Origin of the sequence: Brevibacterium sp. FME37 (assembly GCF_014897485.1) — a bacterium.
GTDB lineage: Bacteria > Actinomycetota > Actinomycetes > Actinomycetales > Brevibacteriaceae > Brevibacterium.
The window spans coordinates 81141-98396 of sequence record NZ_JABUYE010000004.1 but is presented as its reverse complement, the minus strand read 5'-3'; the positions used below and the strand labels follow the sequence as shown (position 1 = coordinate 98396).

Genomic DNA, 17256 nt, shown 5'->3' with positions numbered 1-17256 from the left:
TCAGCCGTGGGTGGCGCGGGAACCGGTCAGTGAGAGCACCTTGGCGTCGAGGTCGAAGTAGTCAACGAGGGCAACGGCCAGGCCGTCGTCGTCGACAGACTTCGTCACGACTGAGGCATGTTGCTTGAGCACGTCCTTCGACTGGCCCATGACGATCCCGTGGTGGACCCATTCGATCATTTCGATGTCATTGAGTCCGTCACCGGCGCCGATGGTCAGCTCATGGTCGATTCCAAGTTCAGATTCGACGAGTTCGAGGCCGCTGGCCTTCGAGACACCGTCGGGGGCGATGTCGAGCCAGTTGCTCCAGCCCACCGAATAGCTGACTTCGTGGAGTCCGAGACGGTCAACCGCCTCGGCGAACTCCTCCGCAGTGCCGTTCACCTCGCGCATCACGATGCGGGTGGCCCGCTTCTCCAGGAGCTGGTCGAAGTCGACGATGTCGAGCGTGTCCGATTCCGCGAGCTCACCCATGGGGAACGGTCCCGAGGCCCAACGGTGCAGGTCTGGGTCCTCGACGAGGAACAGTGCGCTGGGCAGTGCCTCGTGCATCTTCTCCAGTGCGTCCCTGGGATCGAAGGAGACCACGTGGTGCATCTCCCACCCCAGCGGAGCGGCCGGGTCGAGTTTGACGACGACGGATCCGTTCGAGCAGACGACGAATCCTTCCTTGAGGCCGAGTGCGTGCACGACCTCAAGTGCTCCGGGCAGCGCCCGTCCAGTGGAGATGACGAGATGGTGACCGGCGTCGACAAGCTGGGTCAGCACCTGGCGGACGGGTTCGGACAGGGAGCCGTCGTAGTTGACGACGGTGCCGTCGATGTCGAGCGCGATGAGGTGTTCGGGCAATTTCTCTCCAAGCTTGAGGATCGTGGCTTCAGTAACGCGGGCCCTCTGGTCCCTGGGCGGTCATGCCGCCGAGGTAGGGGCGCAGTGCCGCGGGAACCGTGACCGAGCCGTCGGCCTGCTGGTGGTTTTCCAGGATCGGGACGAGCCAGCGGGTGTTGGCCATGGTTCCGTTGAGTGTGGCGACGGGGCGGGTGGCTCCGTCATAGCGTTCGCGGACCTGCAGGCGACGTGCCTGGAAGGTCGTGCAGTTCGAGGTCGAAGTCAGTTCCCTGTAGGTGCCCTGAGTCGGTACCCAAGCTTCGCAGTCGAACTTGCGTGCCGCGGAGTCGCCGAGGTCACCGGCTGCCGTGTCGATGACGCGGTAGGGCAGTTCGCACAGGCCCAGCATCTTCTCCTGCAGAGAGAGCATGCGCTCGTGTTCAGCCTCGGCGTCTTCGACCTCGACGTAGGCGAACATCTCCACCTTCTGGAACTGGTGGACGCGGATGATTCCGCGGGTGTCCTTGCCGTAGGAACCGGCTTCGCGGCGGTAGCAGGAGGAGATTCCGGCGTAGCGCAGCGGACCGTCGCTCAGGTCGATGATCTCGTCCATGTGGAGTCCGGCCAGGGGCACTTCGGAGGTGCCGACGAGGAACAGGTCATCGGCTTCGAGACGGTAGACCTCGTCGGCGTGCTCGCCGAGGAAGCCGGTGCCGCGCATGACCTCGGGCTTGACCAGAGTGGGCGTGATGGTCGGGATGAACCCTGCTTCTTCGGCCACATCGCGGGCCAGGTTGAGCAGTGCCATCTCCAGCTTGGCACCGAATCCGGTGAGGTAGTGGAAGCGCGAACCTGCGACCTTGGTGCCTCGGGCTGTGTCGATGGCTTTGAGCGTCTCACCGATCTCCAGGTGGTCGGCAGGCTCGAACCCGTCGGTGCTGAAGTCCCGGGGCTCGCCCACGGTCTTCAGTGTCACGAAGTTCTCCTCGCCGCCGGAGGGGATTCCCTCGACGATGAGGTTCGGGAGTTTGGCCGCGAGCTTGTCGAACGCGAAGCTGGCTTCCTCGGACTCGGCCTGCAGCGCCTTGACCTTAGCCGACTTCTCTTTGCCTGCGGCGATAAGAGCAGGCTTCTCGTCCTTGGGCGCCTTCGCGATCTGAGAGGAGAAAGACTTCTGATCTGCGCGTGCGTCCTCGAACGCGGTGATGGCAGAACGGCGTGCGGAATCCGCAGCCAGGACTTCGTCGACGAGGTCTACGGACGAGCCGCGGGCCTCCTGCGATGCCTTGAACAGGTCCGGGTTTTCTCTGAGGAGCGCTAGATCGATCACCCTCTCAGCTTAACGGCATGCGAGTCTTTTCGACATTCGGCGGGCTCGTGGGAGGGCCAGCGGCGCGCCAGAGCTGGGCGACCAGCTCGTACTCAAGTTGGGCGCTGTAAATTTGGAGCATGACCATTGCTTTGGACCCCATGATGACGTGGTTCGTCGTCGCCGGCGTCGTCGTTGTGCTGCTCGTCGCGTTCTTCATCGGCCATCGCCTCGGGACGCGTCGTGCTCTGAGTCGAGTTCGCCAGTATGCCCGAGGCGCTGACTCTGATGCGCCCGAGAGCGAGCTCTCTACCCGCTACCGGGCCGCTCTCGTCGTCAACCCGACAAAGGCCGATGTCAGCAGACTGTCATCGACCGCCGAGGCGATCTGCCGTTTCGAAGGTTGGAACCCACCGCTGGTCATCGAGACCACACCCGAGGATTCCGGTGAGGGAGCCGCTTCCCGCGCGCTCGACGAGGGGGTAGACGTCGTCATCGCAGCCGGCGGTGACGGTACGGTCCGCGCCGTCGCCTCGGCGCTGGCCGGGTCAGAGACACCGATGGGGATCGTTCCGCTGGGAACGGGGAATCTGCTGTCACGAAATCTCGACATCGTCCTCGACAAGACCGAGTGGGCGCTGCGCATCGCCCTGTGGGGCCGCAACCGGAAGATCGACGTCGGAACCGCGAAGACCGCCGAGGAGGGGGACACTCACGTGTTCACCGTGATGACGGGACTCGGGTTCGATGCGGCAGTCATGGCCGATACCAATTCCGACCTCAAGTCCCGCTTGGGCTGGTTGGCCTATGTCGAGGCCGGGTCTCGGAAGCTCGTCGGTCGCCCCAGCCATGTGAAGGTGACCTTCGACGACGACTATCGGGTCTCGGCACGCGTGCGTTCGGTTCTCGGCGGCAACTGCGGGAAGCTGCAGGGTGGCATTCAGCTGCTGCCACAGGCCGTCATCGATGACGGGATGCTCGACGTCCTCATCGTCAGCCCGAAGAACCTGGGCCAGTGGGTAGGAGTTCTTGCCTCCGTGCTGGGACGGAAGACATCCAAGGGCCTGCACACGGACATTCGCAAGTGCCAGAAGGTCGTCATCGAATCCGGTGAGGAACTCGACGTGCAGCTCGACGGGGATCCGATCGGCCAATCGGGGTATCTGGCAATGGAGGTCATGCCCGCGGCGCTGACCGTTCGTGTGCCGACGGTCGAGCAGCGCAAGCAGATCCGAGCCGAGGCCTGGCCAGTCTGAGGGCGGGCCCGGTAGTTACCGAATAGTTACATCACGGGAGTGTTTCACTGCGCACCCTTTGTTCACCAAAGTGTTACTGCAAATACCACTGAACAAAACTTACGCAAATAGTTTAGAGAATCCTTCGAACCTAGTATGAGTTTCAGATGTGCACCCCCTCACACTCTCTAGATTGAAGGCACTGACAATGAAGAAGCTCATTCTCGCGCCGGCCGTGGCCCTCGCGTTCACAGGTCTGGTGGCCGCCCCAGTCGCCGCTGCCGAGACCCCCTCCACCCAGTCCGCCTCTGCCAAGGCCGAAGCCAAGGCCGAGCAGGATAAGAAGGACAAGGAAGCAGCCGAGAAGCTCGCCAAGGAACAGGCTGAGCAGAAGAAGGCAGCTGAGGAAAAGGCTGCTGCTGAGAAGGAAGCCAAAGAAAAGGCTGAGCAGGAGAAGAAAGACGCGGCCGAAAAGAAGGCCGCTGACAAGAAGGCCGCAGCCAAGAAAGCAGCTGATAAGAAGAAGGCTGACGACAAGGCAGACAAGAAGTCCGGCGATGATGCCACGGACGCGAAGAAGCCTGCGCCCAAGGATGACGAGCCGAAGAAGGACGACTCCGACGACAAAGACGATGCCGAGGAGATCAACGCTCAGCTGAAGGTCGCCGCCTCATCGATCTCAGCCGAGGACCTCGCAACCAAGGGCGTCAAGGTCACGGTCACCGGACTGGAGAAGGGCGACAAGCTCTCAACGTCGGGCCTGAGCGCACCGGCGACGACAGCATCCGGTTCGACCGCAACTCTCAACGTCAAGTACAACGGCGACGCCGAAGACCTCACCGAAGGCTCGAAGGCCCTCACCGTCAAGGTCCAGCGCGAAGGCGTTTCAGCGCAGACGCTCTCGGGCTCGACTCGGGTCATCGATGCGCAGGCTGCCATTGACTCAGAACTCACCGTTGATCCCGACGAAATTACCCCAGGGGACCTCGCCGACCCCAACAAGGGCATCCAGGTCACCGTGACCAACCTCGAAGAAGGGGACACAGTCACCGATAGCCTGATTGAAGAAGGCAGGACTGTCGACGCGGACGGTGACTTCACGTTCGGCGTCTACTACGAAGGCGATCCCGACAACCTCGACGAGGGGCCGGTCCCCTTCACGGTCACCATCGATCGCGAAGGTGAAGAGCCGGTCACCCTTAACGGAGAGATCAACGTCGTCGACGAGGTCTCCGAAGTCGATCCGAAGGTCTCTCTCAACACCGATGAGATCTCTGCCTCAGACCTCGAAAAAGACGGGCTCAAGTTCACCGGTGAAGGCTTCACCCCCGGCGGCACCGTCAACGTCATTGGCGCAGCCGGCCAGGCGCCGTTCCACCAGGACGAGATCACCGCCGACGAAGACGGCAAGATCAGCACTACAGTCAAGGGCGAACTCGAGCCCGGCGACTACTCGGTCTACGCCGTGGACGCCGAAACCGACGAGGTCTCGAACTACGCGAAGTTCACCGTCACCGACGATGACGCCGTCGAGGCGATCGATGCCTCGCTGAAGGTCGACCCCAAGGAGATCACAGCAGCGGACCTCGCCAACAAGGACAAGGGCGTCACCGTCACCGTCTCAGGCGTGAAGAAGGGTGACAAGATCACCGACTCGCTGACCGGAGATACCGAAACCGCTGAAGCAGACGGCGACTACAAGCTCCACCTCTACTACCAGGGCAACCCCGACAGCCTCGAAGAGGGCAAGGTTCCGTTCACGGTCACCATCGATCGCGAAGGTACCGAGTCGGAGACGCTCAACGGCAACATCAACGTCGTCGCCGAAGGCAAAGAAGACGGCGATGACGGTGACAACGACGGCAAGGACGGAGATACTCCCGAAGCGCCAGCAGAAGCATCGTTCACGGTCTCGCCGAAGACGCTCGAAGCAGCGGACTTCGCCAACGACAAGAAGGGCGTCACCCTGGCCGTCGAGGACTGCGAACCCGGCGCGGATGTGCACTTCGCCGTCAAGCCCAAGGGCATGCAGGTCACCGCGTACGAGAACACAGTCAAGGCCGACGACGAGGGTAAGGCTTCGGTCAATGTCTTCGGCACCTCCGACATCGTTTCAGCATATGTCGGCGCCTATACCGCCAGCGCAACCTGCGGCGATGACTCGATGAAGGAATCGTTCACAGTCACCGCCGGTGCAGATGGCGGCGGAAGCGACGGCAGCGACAATGGTGGCAATGATGGCAGCCAGCTGCCACGCACCGGTGCAGACCTTGGTGGTCTTGCCTCGGGAGCGATGCTCCTCCTCGTTGGTGGAGCCGCAATCGCCATGACCGGTCGCCGCAAGAAGGTCGGACAGTCACCTACCGACTTCTGATGAACACCGCAGATGATCAACTCACATAGGTGATCATCTGAGCCTACGAATGGGTGTGGCCCCGACTTCGGTCGGGGCCACACCCATGTTCAACACGACCATTGCTCTAACTGGTCAACGACGCCTGTGACCGATCTGTACGACAAGTGTGAACAAAACGACCACAACTATGCTCGTTGTAAATATTTCATTATTGTTACCTGCGTAGGAGATCACTCTCAGCCTTAGAAACGAAGGACACTATGAAGAAGCTTGTACTCGCCCCCGCAGTGGCCCTGGCCATCACCGGCCTTGCCGCATCCCCAGTAATGGCTGCACCCACAGCCGACGCTTTCGGACAGACGAACGTCCAGCAGAGCAAAGCCCAGTCGGATGACAAGGATGGTGCCGATGAAGGCGCCGAGCCTCAGGCCATCGAAGCATCGGTGACAGTTTCACCGAAGGAAATCACTCAGACCGATCTCCTCGACCCCGGCTTCACCGTCACCGTCACTGGCCTCGAAGCCGGAGACGTAGTCTCGGACAACCTCACCGGCGAAGAGGTAACGGCTGAAGGTGACTCCGTCGAGTTCACCATCCACAACGTCACCGGTGACCCCGCTGCTATCGATCCGGGCACACTCAACTTCACGATCACCATCAAGCGTGGCGATGAGACCGAAGAGATCGCCTCGCAGGTCGAGGTCATCGACGATGACGCCGAAGAGCCAGAAGCACCTGCGGTCGATCCGAAGGTCTCCCTCAACACCGAGAAGATCTCCGTCTCGGACTTCGAAAAAGACGGCCTCAAGCTCACCGGCGAGGGCTTCACCCCCGACAGCGCCGTGACCGTGATGGGCAACGCCACCCAGTCGCCCTTCTTCCAGGAAGAAGTCACTGCCGACGAAGACGGCAAGATCAGCACCACCGTCAAGGCACCCGAAGGCGGCCTCGAACCAGGCGACTACTCGGTCTCCGCAGTCGACGCCGAAAGCGAAGAAGTCTCGAACTCTGCCAAGTTCACCGTCACCGCAGACGAGACCGAAGAGCCCAAGCCCACCACTCCGGCCGCTGAAGCCACGCTGAAGGTCTCGCCTGAGACCATTGAGGCCGCTGACTTCGTCGTGGAGAACAAGGGTGTCACCCTTGCAGTCGAGAACTGCGAGCCAGGCTCGGACGTTCACTACCTCGTCACCCCCAAGGGCAACTCGAACGTCACCGCCTACGACAACACCGTCAAGGCCGATGACGAGGGCAATGCCTCCGTCAACGTCTACGGCACCTCTGCCAATGACCCATCGGCCTACCTCGGCGACTACGACGTCACCGTCACCTGTGGCGACGACGAGCTCACCGGAGCCTTCACCGTCAGCGATGACGCCAACGCCGGCGGCAGCGACGGAAACGAAGATGGCAATGAAGACGGCAACGCAGACGGCGGTAACGGCGGCGATGATGACGGCAACGGAAACGGTGGCGGCGACCTGCCTCGCACCGGTACCGAGCTGACCGGCCTCGTCGGCGGAGCTGCTCTCCTCCTCATCGGTGGAGCCGCAGTCACCATGACCATGCGTCGCAAGAAGGCCGTCGAGGATCCTTCAGCGATCTGATAAGTCGGCCGTCGCAGCGGCGATGACAATGTAAGAAGAGTGCGAGCCCGTGGAGGGTTCGCACTCTTCTTGCATTCACGTTCGGACATCCCTGTTGGGCGGCTATTTCCCGGCATAAGGAATTGTGCCGATGTGCCGTGCCCGAGGCATCAATCCATCCGGTCGTACCGAGCACGCAGACTGAGGAAGACTCCGTAGAGCACAAGACCAGCACCCACAGCGAGCATGAGCACAGTGCCGAACGGCTGGTCGCGCATCGCTTTGAGCGCTCCGTCAATTCCCGTGAACTCTTCGGGGTCACCGGTCATCGCCGAGACGACGACGAGCGCTCCGACTGCCAGCAGCGTCGCGCCTTTGCCCAAATATCCGATGATGCCAGTGGCAATCAGCAGCGTGCTCACCGGAGCCTTACGTGGCATCCGCAGCTCGTCCATCCATTTGAGGCGGATCCCGGCGATACAGAAACCGATGCCGATCATGACGATCACAACCCCGATCGCTGCGAGGATGTACAGGCCGCCCGGGGCCTTCGCCAGGGTCGTCGATGCCTGAGAGCTGGTCTTGCCTGAATCAGATCCGCCGCCGATGACGGACTGGGCGAACGTCAGGGCAACTGCGGCATAGGCAACAGCGGAACCGATCGTTTTGATGAATTCGACCCATCTGCGGCGTCCCTGCCGATGCTGAGGGGCATTCGTGCCGGCTCCGCGCAGAGAGGCGGAACCGAAGAAGGCGTTGAACACACACCAGAGGGCCATCAGCCCACAGCCGATCAGGCACAGGACGATGAGCACCATGCCGAACGGCTGTGCGGCCATCTGTTGGACCGCACCCGATTGATCCGCCTCGCCACCGCGACCGAGTCCAACGGCAACCGCGGTGGCTCCGAGGATGATGTGCACGATTCCATTCGCGACGAAACCAGCTCGCGCAACCCGTTCGAACCACTTGCTGTCCGCAGCTTCTTGGGCCGCGTCGTCGGCCGAGTCCGCGGCACTTTTGAGCTTGTCAGTTTCGTCCATGAACGACATTCTGGCACAGCACGGTCGGTGTAGTGACGAATGCCGGCGTCGACTACAAGAGGCTGCGCCGCGGGCAGCCTCCAATCTCAGTTGCTTACCGGCGTCTGAACCTGTTGTAGAGAACCATCGCACCCGGCTCGGGCCGACCCCGGGGCCGCCTGCCACGCGAGATCGAGACGACGTCACCAGCAGTGCCGGCAGCGAAGACACGAGCTTCGCGTTCCTTCGCTGACATCCGAGACCTGACTTCGGTCTCCAGCTCCTCGTTCCGGGACTTGAGCGCATCGACCTGGTTCTGCAGGTCGATGATCTTCTTGATACCCACGAGGTTCACGCCCTCGTCCTGGGAAAGTTGCTGGATCAGCCGAAGTTTGGCGATGTCTCGCCCCGAGTACCGTCGGCCTCTGCCGGCCGTGCGCTCGGGGGTGACGAGACCCAGACGGTCATACTGCCGCAGCGTCTGCGGGTGCATTCCTGCGAGGTCCGCCGCCACCGAAATGACGTATACCGCTGCACTGGTCGATATGTGCATCACGCTTCACCACCTCAACTGGCCTTGGCTTTGTCGAGCAGACCGTCGCGCGGGTCCTCGTTCTCGGTCGCCGAGCGGAACGACTCGACCGCTTCCTTGGCGTCCTTCGACAGGTTCTGCGGGACAACGATCTCCGCGGTCACCAGCAGGTCGCCGGTGCCCTTCTTCGATTTCACACCCTTGCCGCGCAGGCGCATGGTCCGACCCGATGGTGTGCCCGGGGCGATCTTCATCGTCACCGGCATACCGTCAAGCGTCGGCACCTTGACCTCGGCGCCGAGTGCGGCCTCGTCGAAGCTCACCGGCAGGTCCATCCGCAGGTTGTCGCCGTCACGGGTGAAGACAGGGTGCGGCTTGACCTTGATCGTCAGGATCACGTCACCGGCTTCACCGCCGTTGGGGCTCTTCTTGCCCTTGCCTGCCAGTCGGATCTTCTGTCCGTCTTTGACGCCGATCGGCGTGCGCACGGTCAGGGGCTTTCCGCCTGGCATGTTCAGCTTCACCGAGGCACCGTTGATGGCTTCCGTGAACGACAGGGTGGTGTTGGACTTGATGTCCCCGCCCTTGGTCGGTGGCGAATAGCCGCCGCCGAAACCGCCACCGCCGTAGCCTCCTCCGCCGAAGCCGTTGAGAAGGTCAGCGAGATCTGGGGGCACGTCTCCCCCGCCTCCGCCGTAGGGCGAGCGGGTCCGTGTCCGTCCGCCTCCGCCGAAGAGGTCGGAGAATACGTCGTCGAATCCGCCGCTGGCTCCACCTGCTGGCCCACCGGAACCGGTGAACCTGGCTCCGCCGCCCATGGCGCGGACCTGGTCATACTGGGCGCGAGATTCCTTGTCAGAGAGCACCTGATGCGCCTGGCCGAGCTCCTTGAACTTGTCTTCAGCCTTGGAGTCGCCGGGGTTGGCATCCGGGTGGTACTTGCGTGCCAGCTTGCGGTAGGCCTTCTTGATCTCTGCGTCGGAAGCATCTTTGGAGACGCCGAGGGTCTTGTAGAAGTCCTTTTCGAACCAATCATTCTGAGGACCGGTATTCACCTGGCACCTCCTTCCGTGTCTTCTTCATCAGTGTATTCAATTGTCTCCTCACAATCCGCAACCCCGGGATTGTCATCCCGGGTGATCCGGACCGCCGCCGAGGTGGTTCCACGGTGGTGGGACCACCTCGGCGAGGGTGTGGTTCTCAGTCTTCCGGCTGCTGCACGCCGACGCGTGCCGCACGGATGACGCGCTCACCCATGCGATAGCCCGGCTGCATGACCAGGAAGACGGTCGGAGTCTCGACGTCGTCCGATGGCTGCTGCATGAGTGCCTCGTGCAGTCGCGGATCGAACTCGTCGCCGACTTCACCGTACTGCTCGACGCCGACCTTGCTCAGCGAGTCGACCAGCTTCTTCACGTGGGTCTCGAAAGGCCCCGTGACGTCGCCGTTCTCCTGCGCCAGGCGCACTTCGTCGAGTACCGGGATCAGGGCCTCGACGGCCTTGATCGTGCCACCGGTCGCAGCCCGCTCGCGTTCGCGATCGGCCCGCATCCGGTAGGCGGCGTACTCGGCGTTGATGCGCTTGAGGTCGGCCAGGTGCGCTGCGGCTTCGGAACCCGGTGCGGGTTCGGCAGCCTCTTCGCCCTGAGCAGCCTCGGTGTCGTTCAACGTCGAAGCGTCGGCCGGGATGTCGACGCCGAGGTCACTGGCATCAGCCAGATCCTCGTCGGCGCCTTGGACGTCCTCGGCGCCTGCGGCACCGGTGGCGTCGTTCGCGACATCGGCCTCACCGGCCTCCGCCGAGGCCGACGGTGCGTCGGCCTCTGGGCGGAGTTCACCGGTGTCCGGATCAATCCGGCGCTTGTCGCTGAAGGTGAAGCCTGGCTCCTCGGACGACGGATCGTTGCCCTCGGAAGTCATTACTTCTTCTCCTCATCCTCTTCGTCGACAACCTCAGCGTCGACGACATCGTCGTCAGCGCTTGCATCTGCACCGGCTGCGGCCTCTTCACCAGCGGCGCCTTCGGCACCACCCTGCTGGCTGTAGATGGCTTCGCCGATCTTCTGCTGGTTCTCGACGAGCTTGTCGTATGCGGTCTTCACTGCATCGTCGTCTTCACCCTTGAGTGCTTCCTTGAGAGCCTCAACGTCCGAGTTGATCTCGGTCTTGACCTCTTCAGGCAGCTTGTCCTCGTTGTCGGTGACGAGCTTCTCGGTCTGGTAGGCGAGGTTCTCCGCATTGTTGCGAGTGTCAGCGGCCTCACGGCGCTTCTTGTCCTCGTCTGCGTGCTCTTCGGCTTCCTTGACCATGCGGTCGATGTCTTCCTTCGGCAGCGCGGAACCGCCGGTGATCGTCATCGACTGCTCGGTGCCGGTGCCCTTGTCGGTGGCCGACACGTGCACGATGCCGTTGGCGTCGATGTCGAAGGCGACCTCGATCTGCGGCACGCCGCGAGGAGCCGGAGCGATGCCGGTCAGCTCGAAGGTGCCCAGGTTCTTGTTGTCGCGAGTGAACTCACGCTCACCCTGGAAGACCTGGATCGACACGGAGGGCTGGTTGTCCTCAGCGGTGGTGAAGGTCTCCGAACGCTTGGTCGGGATCGGGGTGTTGCGCTCGATGAGCTTGGTCATCACGCCGCCCTTGGTCTCGAGTCCCAGCGAAAGCGGGGTGACGTCGATGAGCAGAACGTCCTTGCGTTCGCCCACGAGGACACCGGCCTGCACGGCTGCGCCGATCGCGACGACCTCATCGGGGTTGACGCCCTTGTTGGGCTCCTTGCCTCCGGTGAGTTCGGTGACGACGGCGGAGACGCCTGGCATACGGGTCGAACCGCCGACGAGGACGACGTGGTCGATCTCGGAGACGGACACGCCTGCGTCCTTCATGACTGCGTGGAACGGAGCCTTGGTGCGCTCGAGGAGGTCCTTGGTCAGGTCCTCGAACTTCGCGCGGGTCAGGGTCTCATCCAGGTGGATGGGTCCGTTCTCGCTCATCGACAGGTACTGCAGCGAAATGTTGGTGCTGGTAGCCGAGGAGAGTTCCTTCTTGGCCTGCTCCGAGGCTTCCTTCAGTCGCTGGATTGCGGTCGCGTCCTTGCTCAGGTCGACGCCGTAGCCGTTCTTGACCTCACCGACGAGCCAATCGACGATGCGCTGATCCCAGTCGTCGCCGCCGAGGCGGTTGTCGCCCGAGGTCGCACGGACCTGAATCGTGGAGAAGTCGTCTTCGTCCTTGCCGACTTCGAGCAGGGAGACGTCGAAGGTGCCGCCACCGAGGTCGAAGACGAGAATGGTCTCGTCTTCCTTGCCGCGCTCGAGGCCGTAGGCCAGAGCTGCAGCGGTGGGCTCGTTGATGATGCGCGAGACATTGAGTCCTGCGATCTCACCGGCATCCTTCGTGGCCTGACGCTCGGCGTCATTGAAGTATGCGGGGACGGTGATGACTGCGTCGGTGACGTCTTCCTGCAGGTATTCCTCAGCGTCGTGCTTGAGCTTCTGCAGGATGCGAGCCGAAACCTCAGGGGCCGACATCTTCTTGCCGCCGATTTCGGTGGACCAGTCGGTGCCCATGTGGCGTTTGACCGAGGCGACGGTGTTCTTGATGTTGGTGACGGCCTGGCGCTTGGCGATTTCGCCGACCAGGGAGTCGCCGTTCTTGTTGACAGCAACGACGGAGGGGGTCGTGCGACCGCCTTCCGCGTTTGCGATGACCTTAGGGTCACCGCCTTCGAGGACTGTGACGACGGAGTTCGTGGTTCCGAGGTCGATTCCAACTGCACGTGCCATAACGTTGTCTCCTTACATATCGTGAGTGATCTCGACTCGAATGTGTGCGATCGGGCGGATCCACCACCGGGCTTCCACAGCATTTCCTGCTGCGGGGACGAGCGGTGGACCCACTCGACCGCACACATTGAGCCAACTGCACTCAAGTATTATCTTCGTGATCCGAGCAGTCAAGCTCGGCATCATGAAAGTTGCGTACACTAGACTCAACTTTGCGGAGCGAGGGTTTATTCCGCGGGGGAGAAAAAGTTTCTGGGACCGCTTGCAGGTTCCATCGATGATGGCATCGAGTCGACCGCGAGCATTCTTATCAGCGGCGACAAAGCACTGATTTCCTCACCCTATGGGCGATTCCGTTCGGAATCGCGAGGGTCCTTCCACGATAGGGTCATTGCTCAGGGTTTATGCGACGATCGGAAAGCAGCAAGGATCATCACGGAGAGGACACCGGTGGCAGACGGCGACTTCCTCCTTCGCCGCCCGTGGGTTCTCGTGGTCGTATTGACGTGTGTCGCGACGAGCACCGCGTTCATGCAGACCCTGGTCGTTCCGATCCAGAACCATCTTCCTGAGCTTCTCGATGCTCCGCGGAGTGCCACCGCGTGGGTACTGACCATTGCTCTGCTGGTCGCAGCCGTCACGACTCCGATCTCGGGGCGTCTGGGCGATATCCTCGGAATGCGCAGGGTCATGATTGCACTGCTTGCGATGATGACTCTTGGCTCCCTGATAGCTGCACTGTCAGGCGAACTGACCTGGCTGCTCGTCGGACGGGCACTCCAAGGCGTGAGCATGGGAGCCACAGCTGTCGGCATTTCGATGATGAGTCTGGTCGATAACCGCAAGATCCGCATCGCTGGCATCAGCATCATCAGCTCCAGCATGGGCTTCGGGGGCGCGATCGGTCTGCCACTCGCCGCGTGGATCGCTGAGATCGGAGATTGGAAGCTTCTCTTCTGGGCGACGGCTGTCCTTGGAACCATCAATCTCATCGCTGTCCTCTTCGTTGTGCCCAGCACCGATCGCCTTCGGCAACGCTTCGACTGGCCTGGGGCGTTGATGCTCTCTGCCGGGTTGGGTGGGATTCTGGTGGCGGTTTCCCAAGGTCCGGTGTGGGGGTGGTCTTCGCTGGCGACGCTTGGACTCGGCGGAACGGGGATCGTTGTGCTCTTCGTCTGGGGCCTGCACGAGTTGCGCACCCGCGACCCGCTGATCGATCTGCGCATCATGTCGAAGTTCCCGCTGCTGATGGTCAGTCTGGGTTCAATCGCTCTCGGCTTCGCCTTCTTCGTCCAAGAGGTTTCGTTCCTGCAGATTCTCGAACTGCCGGTTCGCACCGAAGCAGGCTTGGGCCTGAGTATCCTGTGGGCGAGCATGGCCTTGGTGCCCTGCTCCTTGGCGATGATGGCCGTCGCGCCCCTCGCTGCAACCATGACCGATCGTTTCGGAGCTCGTGTGACTGCGGTTTTGGGTTCGGTGATCTCTATGGTCGGATACCTCATCTCCGTGGTCTGGCACGCCGAAGTTTGGCAGCTCATCATCGCCAGTGTGTTCGCCTTGGCAGGGGTGGCGATAGGGTATGCGGCCATTCCCACTCTGGTCATGGCCGAGGTGCCCTACTCGATGACTGGTTCCGCGATCGGTGTCAATGCTCTGATGCGCAGTGTGGGAACGAGCTCGGGTGCAACTGTGACGGGAATGGTGCTGGCGGTGCAGCTGGAGTCATCGGCCGGATTCGCGGCGCCGAGCCCTGGTGGGTTCGTTGTGACCTTTTGGCTGGGCTTCGTCGCCGCGGCGCTGGCCGCTGTGTTGTTTTGGATCTCTGGTCGGCGACGGCCGGGAGTGCTGCTGTAATAGACGATGGTTTCCGTCTGAGCACAGCTGGGTATCGCTACAAGATAACGAGACATGACATGTCCAGCTCCCCGTCACCGGCAGGGATGCAGGAGACGCTGACAGTAAGCGCAGTCGATGTGGGCAAGTACCGTCTCGGTCGCGCTCATTTCGTTGCGCGAGGACAATGGAGCCATGAGCAATCACCAGGTGGTCGAGGTTCGAGGCGCCCGCGTGCACAATCTGGCGAACATCGATGTCGACATTCCCTTGGGCAGACTCGTCGGCATCGCCGGCGTCTCCGGTTCGGGCAAGTCGTCCCTGGCCATGGGAGTCCTGTACGCGGAAGGCTCTCGGCGCTACATCGAAGCCCTGTCCACATACACTCGCCGCCGGATGAGCCAAGCGCCGCGTGCCGACGTCGACCGGGTCAGTCACGTGCCTGCCGCACTGGCTCTGCGACAGCGTCCGGGGATCCCGGGCGTCAGGTCGACCTTCGGCACGTCCACTGAACTGCTCAACGTCGTCCGGCTCATGTTCTCGCGCCTGGCATCACATGTCTGCCCGAACGGCCACCGGCAGGAACCGACACTCAATGTTGCGGCAGAGGAGCCGTTCGCCTGCCCGTCCTGTGGAGCAGATGTCGAGGCTCCAGGAGCGGAGGAGCTGGCCTTCAATTCGGTCGGAGCCTGCCCATCATGTGACGGCACTGGCATCGTGCGCGAGGTCGACGATGCTTCTCTCATCCGCGATGAGGACATGAGCATCGACGATGGAACGGTGATTCCCTGGCAGATGTTCGGCTTCAACGTCCAACCGCAGATCGCCCGAGAATTCGGCGTCCGCACGGGCATCCCTTGGAAGGAGTTGAGCGCCGAGGAGAAGACCATCGTCTTCGATGGCCCGGAAGAGAAGAAGCACATCGCCGTCACCTCGAAGAAGGGTCTGCACGAGCTCGACTTCACCTTCCGCAATGCGCGACTGACCGTGAGCGAGGAGCTCAAACGCGCCACGGATGAGAAACGACTGTCTCGGGTGAGCCGGTTCCTCACCGAACACACCTGCACCACGTGCCACGGCACCCGGCTCACGCCTGCAGCGCTGCTGCCGAAGATCGGCGATCTCAATCTCGCCGATGTCACCGCCATGCCCCTGAGTGAACTCGCCGATTGGGCCGGCACTGTCGCCGACACCGTGCCGAAGACGATGCGCTCCATGTCCGAGGCACTGACCAGCACGCTCGGGCACATGTCGAAGCGACTGCTCGACCTCGGCCTGAGCTATCTGTCGCTCGATCGCGCCGGATCAACACTGTCCACCGGCGAGCGCCAACGCGTGCAGCTGGCTCGAGCCGTACGAAACGAGACCACCGGGGTCCTCTATGTCCTCGACGAGCCCTCGATCGGCCTCCATCCCTCGAACATCCGCGGGCTCCAAGGGGTCATCTACGACCTGCTCGAAGAGGGCAACTCCGTTGTCATGGTCGACCACGACCCGCTCGTGCTGCGTGACTGTGATCATCTCATCGAGATCGGCCCCGGCTCCGGCAACGACGGCGGGACGGTCGTCGCCACCGGAACGGTAAGCAGCCTCGGCGACAATCCGAATTCTCTTATCGGTGGGTTCCTCACCGGAAGAGAAGAAAGCCTTGTCCGCACCTCTGCGGCACCGGATCAGGTCTTCGACAAGGGGACGATCAGGCTGCGCACCTCCCCCATCCACACCGTGCATGCGCTCGACGTCACGATCCCTCGGGGACGGATCACCGCTGTCACCGGAGTATCCGGATCCGGGAAGAGCACGCTGGTTCTCGACAGCCTCATTCCCGCACTCCGCGCAACGGATCAAGCCCGTCCGCCCTCGCACGTCGCCTCGATCGAGGGCGCCGGAATCGAGAAGGCCAGCGTCGTCGACGCCACCCCGATCGGGGTCAATGTCCGCTCGACCGTCGCCACATACTCGGGCATCCTCGATGAGCTCCGGCGTGCCTACGCCAAACTCGACTCGTCGAAGGCCGCCGGTCTGAGCGCCCGGGACTTCTCCTACAACACAGGTTCTCTGCGGTGCCCACGCTGCGAGGGCACCGGTGAGATCACCCTCGACGTGCAGTTCCTCCCCGACGTCGACATCGCCTGCCCCGACTGCGAGGGCCGACGCTACGGTCCCGACGCCGAGGTTCATCATCGTCCCGGTGCTGACGGTGAAATTGCGCTGCCCGAGCTGATGGCCATGACCGTCGCCGAGGCTGCCGAGCACGTTGCCGACCTGAGGAAGGTCACCACACGGCTGCAGGCACTGCAGGAGGTGGGGCTGGGATATCTCACCCTCGGCGAGGCGACTCCGGCCCTGTCCGGCGGTGAAGCGCAGCGTCTGCGTCTCGTTTCAGAACTCGATCGGACGCAGACTGGCACCCTGTTCGTCTTCGACGAGCCCACCATCGGGCTCCATCCTTTGGACGTACGAGTGCTCGTCGGCGTCCTGCAGCGACTCGTCGATCAGGGAGGCACCGTCGTCGTCATCGAACACGACCTCGATGTCATCGCCAACGCCGACTATGTCATCGACATGGGCCCAGGTGGCGGAGTGGACGGCGGTCGCATCGTGGTAGCCGGCACTCCGAACCAGGTTGCCGATGACAAGGACAGCGTCACGGGACGATATCTGGCGGAGGAAGCGTCCCTCTGAAACGCATGTGGCAGGTGAGCTGGCAGCGGTCTCCGAGGTGAAGACCGCTGCCGGCTCAGGAAGACCTCTGCCGCTCAGACAGCAG

12 protein-coding genes are annotated in these 17256 nt (G+C 62.4%); 5 read left to right on the top strand and 7 right to left on the bottom strand.

The features are described from left to right. Both INT29_RS06490 and serS read right to left on the bottom strand, forming a co-directional pair. Window positions 1–849, bottom strand: a complete 849-nt coding sequence (locus INT29_RS06490) for an HAD family hydrolase (protein ID WP_009882582.1) — start codon at window positions 847–849, stop codon at window positions 1–3. A gap of 28 nt (window positions 850–877) precedes the next feature. After that, on the bottom strand, window positions 878–2158 hold the full coding sequence (gene serS / locus INT29_RS06485) for a serine--tRNA ligase (RefSeq protein ID WP_096159839.1): 1281 nt from the start codon (window positions 2156–2158) through the stop codon (window positions 878–880). 119 nt (window positions 2159–2277) lie between these two features. On the opposite strand from serS, the gene INT29_RS06480 reads away from it, so the two are divergent. The 3 genes from INT29_RS06480 (at window position 2278) to INT29_RS06470 (ending at window position 7335) form a co-directional block, all read left to right on the top strand. Next, window positions 2278–3393, top strand: a complete 1116-nt coding sequence (locus INT29_RS06480) for a diacylglycerol/lipid kinase family protein (RefSeq protein ID WP_226824200.1) — start codon at window positions 2278–2280, stop codon at window positions 3391–3393. A gap of 172 nt (window positions 3394–3565) precedes the next feature. After that, window positions 3566–5746: a hypothetical protein gene (locus INT29_RS06475; protein WP_193071150.1), complete on the top strand. Its 2181-nt coding sequence runs from the start codon at window positions 3566–3568 to the stop codon at window positions 5744–5746. A 242-nt stretch (window positions 5747–5988) separates the two neighbouring features. Continuing rightward, window positions 5989–7335 carry a hypothetical protein gene (locus tag INT29_RS06470; RefSeq protein ID WP_096162015.1) on the top strand — a complete coding sequence of 449 codons (1347 nt, stop codon included), beginning with the start codon at window positions 5989–5991 and terminating at the stop codon, window positions 7333–7335. 149 nt (window positions 7336–7484) lie between these two features. On the opposite strand, the gene INT29_RS06465 is transcribed toward INT29_RS06470, so the two are convergent. The 5 genes from INT29_RS06465 to dnaK all read right to left on the bottom strand — a co-directional run bounded on the left by INT29_RS06465 (window position 7485) and on the right by dnaK (window position 12653). Beyond that, window positions 7485–8357 (bottom strand): DUF1206 domain-containing protein, encoded by an 873-nt coding sequence (locus INT29_RS06465; RefSeq protein ID WP_009882589.1) that lies wholly within the window; start codon window positions 8355–8357, stop codon window positions 7485–7487. A 94-nt stretch (window positions 8358–8451) separates the two neighbouring features. After that, window positions 8452–8889 carry a heat shock protein transcriptional repressor HspR gene (locus tag INT29_RS06460; RefSeq protein WP_096159847.1) on the bottom strand — a complete coding sequence of 146 codons (438 nt, stop codon included), beginning with the start codon at window positions 8887–8889 and terminating at the stop codon, window positions 8452–8454. 14 nt (window positions 8890–8903) lie between these two features. Beyond that, the gene (locus INT29_RS06455) at window positions 8904–9923 is read right to left on the bottom strand and encodes a DnaJ C-terminal domain-containing protein (protein WP_096159849.1); all 1020 of its coding nucleotides are present in this window, start codon (window positions 9921–9923) and stop codon (window positions 8904–8906) included. Between the two features lie 145 nt (window positions 9924–10068). Next, window positions 10069–10788, bottom strand: a complete 720-nt coding sequence (locus INT29_RS06450; protein WP_069600963.1) for a nucleotide exchange factor GrpE — start codon at window positions 10786–10788, stop codon at window positions 10069–10071. Then, the gene (gene dnaK / locus INT29_RS06445; RefSeq protein WP_096159851.1) at window positions 10788–12653 is read right to left on the bottom strand and encodes a molecular chaperone DnaK; all 1866 of its coding nucleotides are present in this window, start codon (window positions 12651–12653) and stop codon (window positions 10788–10790) included. The genes INT29_RS06450 and dnaK overlap by 1 nt, the downstream gene beginning before the upstream one ends. Before the next feature lie 450 nt (window positions 12654–13103). Here dnaK and INT29_RS06440 point away from each other — a divergent pair, with 450 nt between their 5' ends. Continuing rightward, a complete protein-coding gene (locus INT29_RS06440) occupies window positions 13104–14507 on the top strand; it encodes an MFS transporter (RefSeq protein WP_096159853.1) in 1404 nt (467 codons plus the stop codon). Between the two features lie 174 nt (window positions 14508–14681). After that, on the top strand, window positions 14682–17171 hold the full coding sequence (locus tag INT29_RS06435; protein WP_096159856.1) for an excinuclease ABC subunit A: 2490 nt from the start codon (window positions 14682–14684) through the stop codon (window positions 17169–17171). Window positions 17172–17256 lie beyond the last annotated feature (85 nt).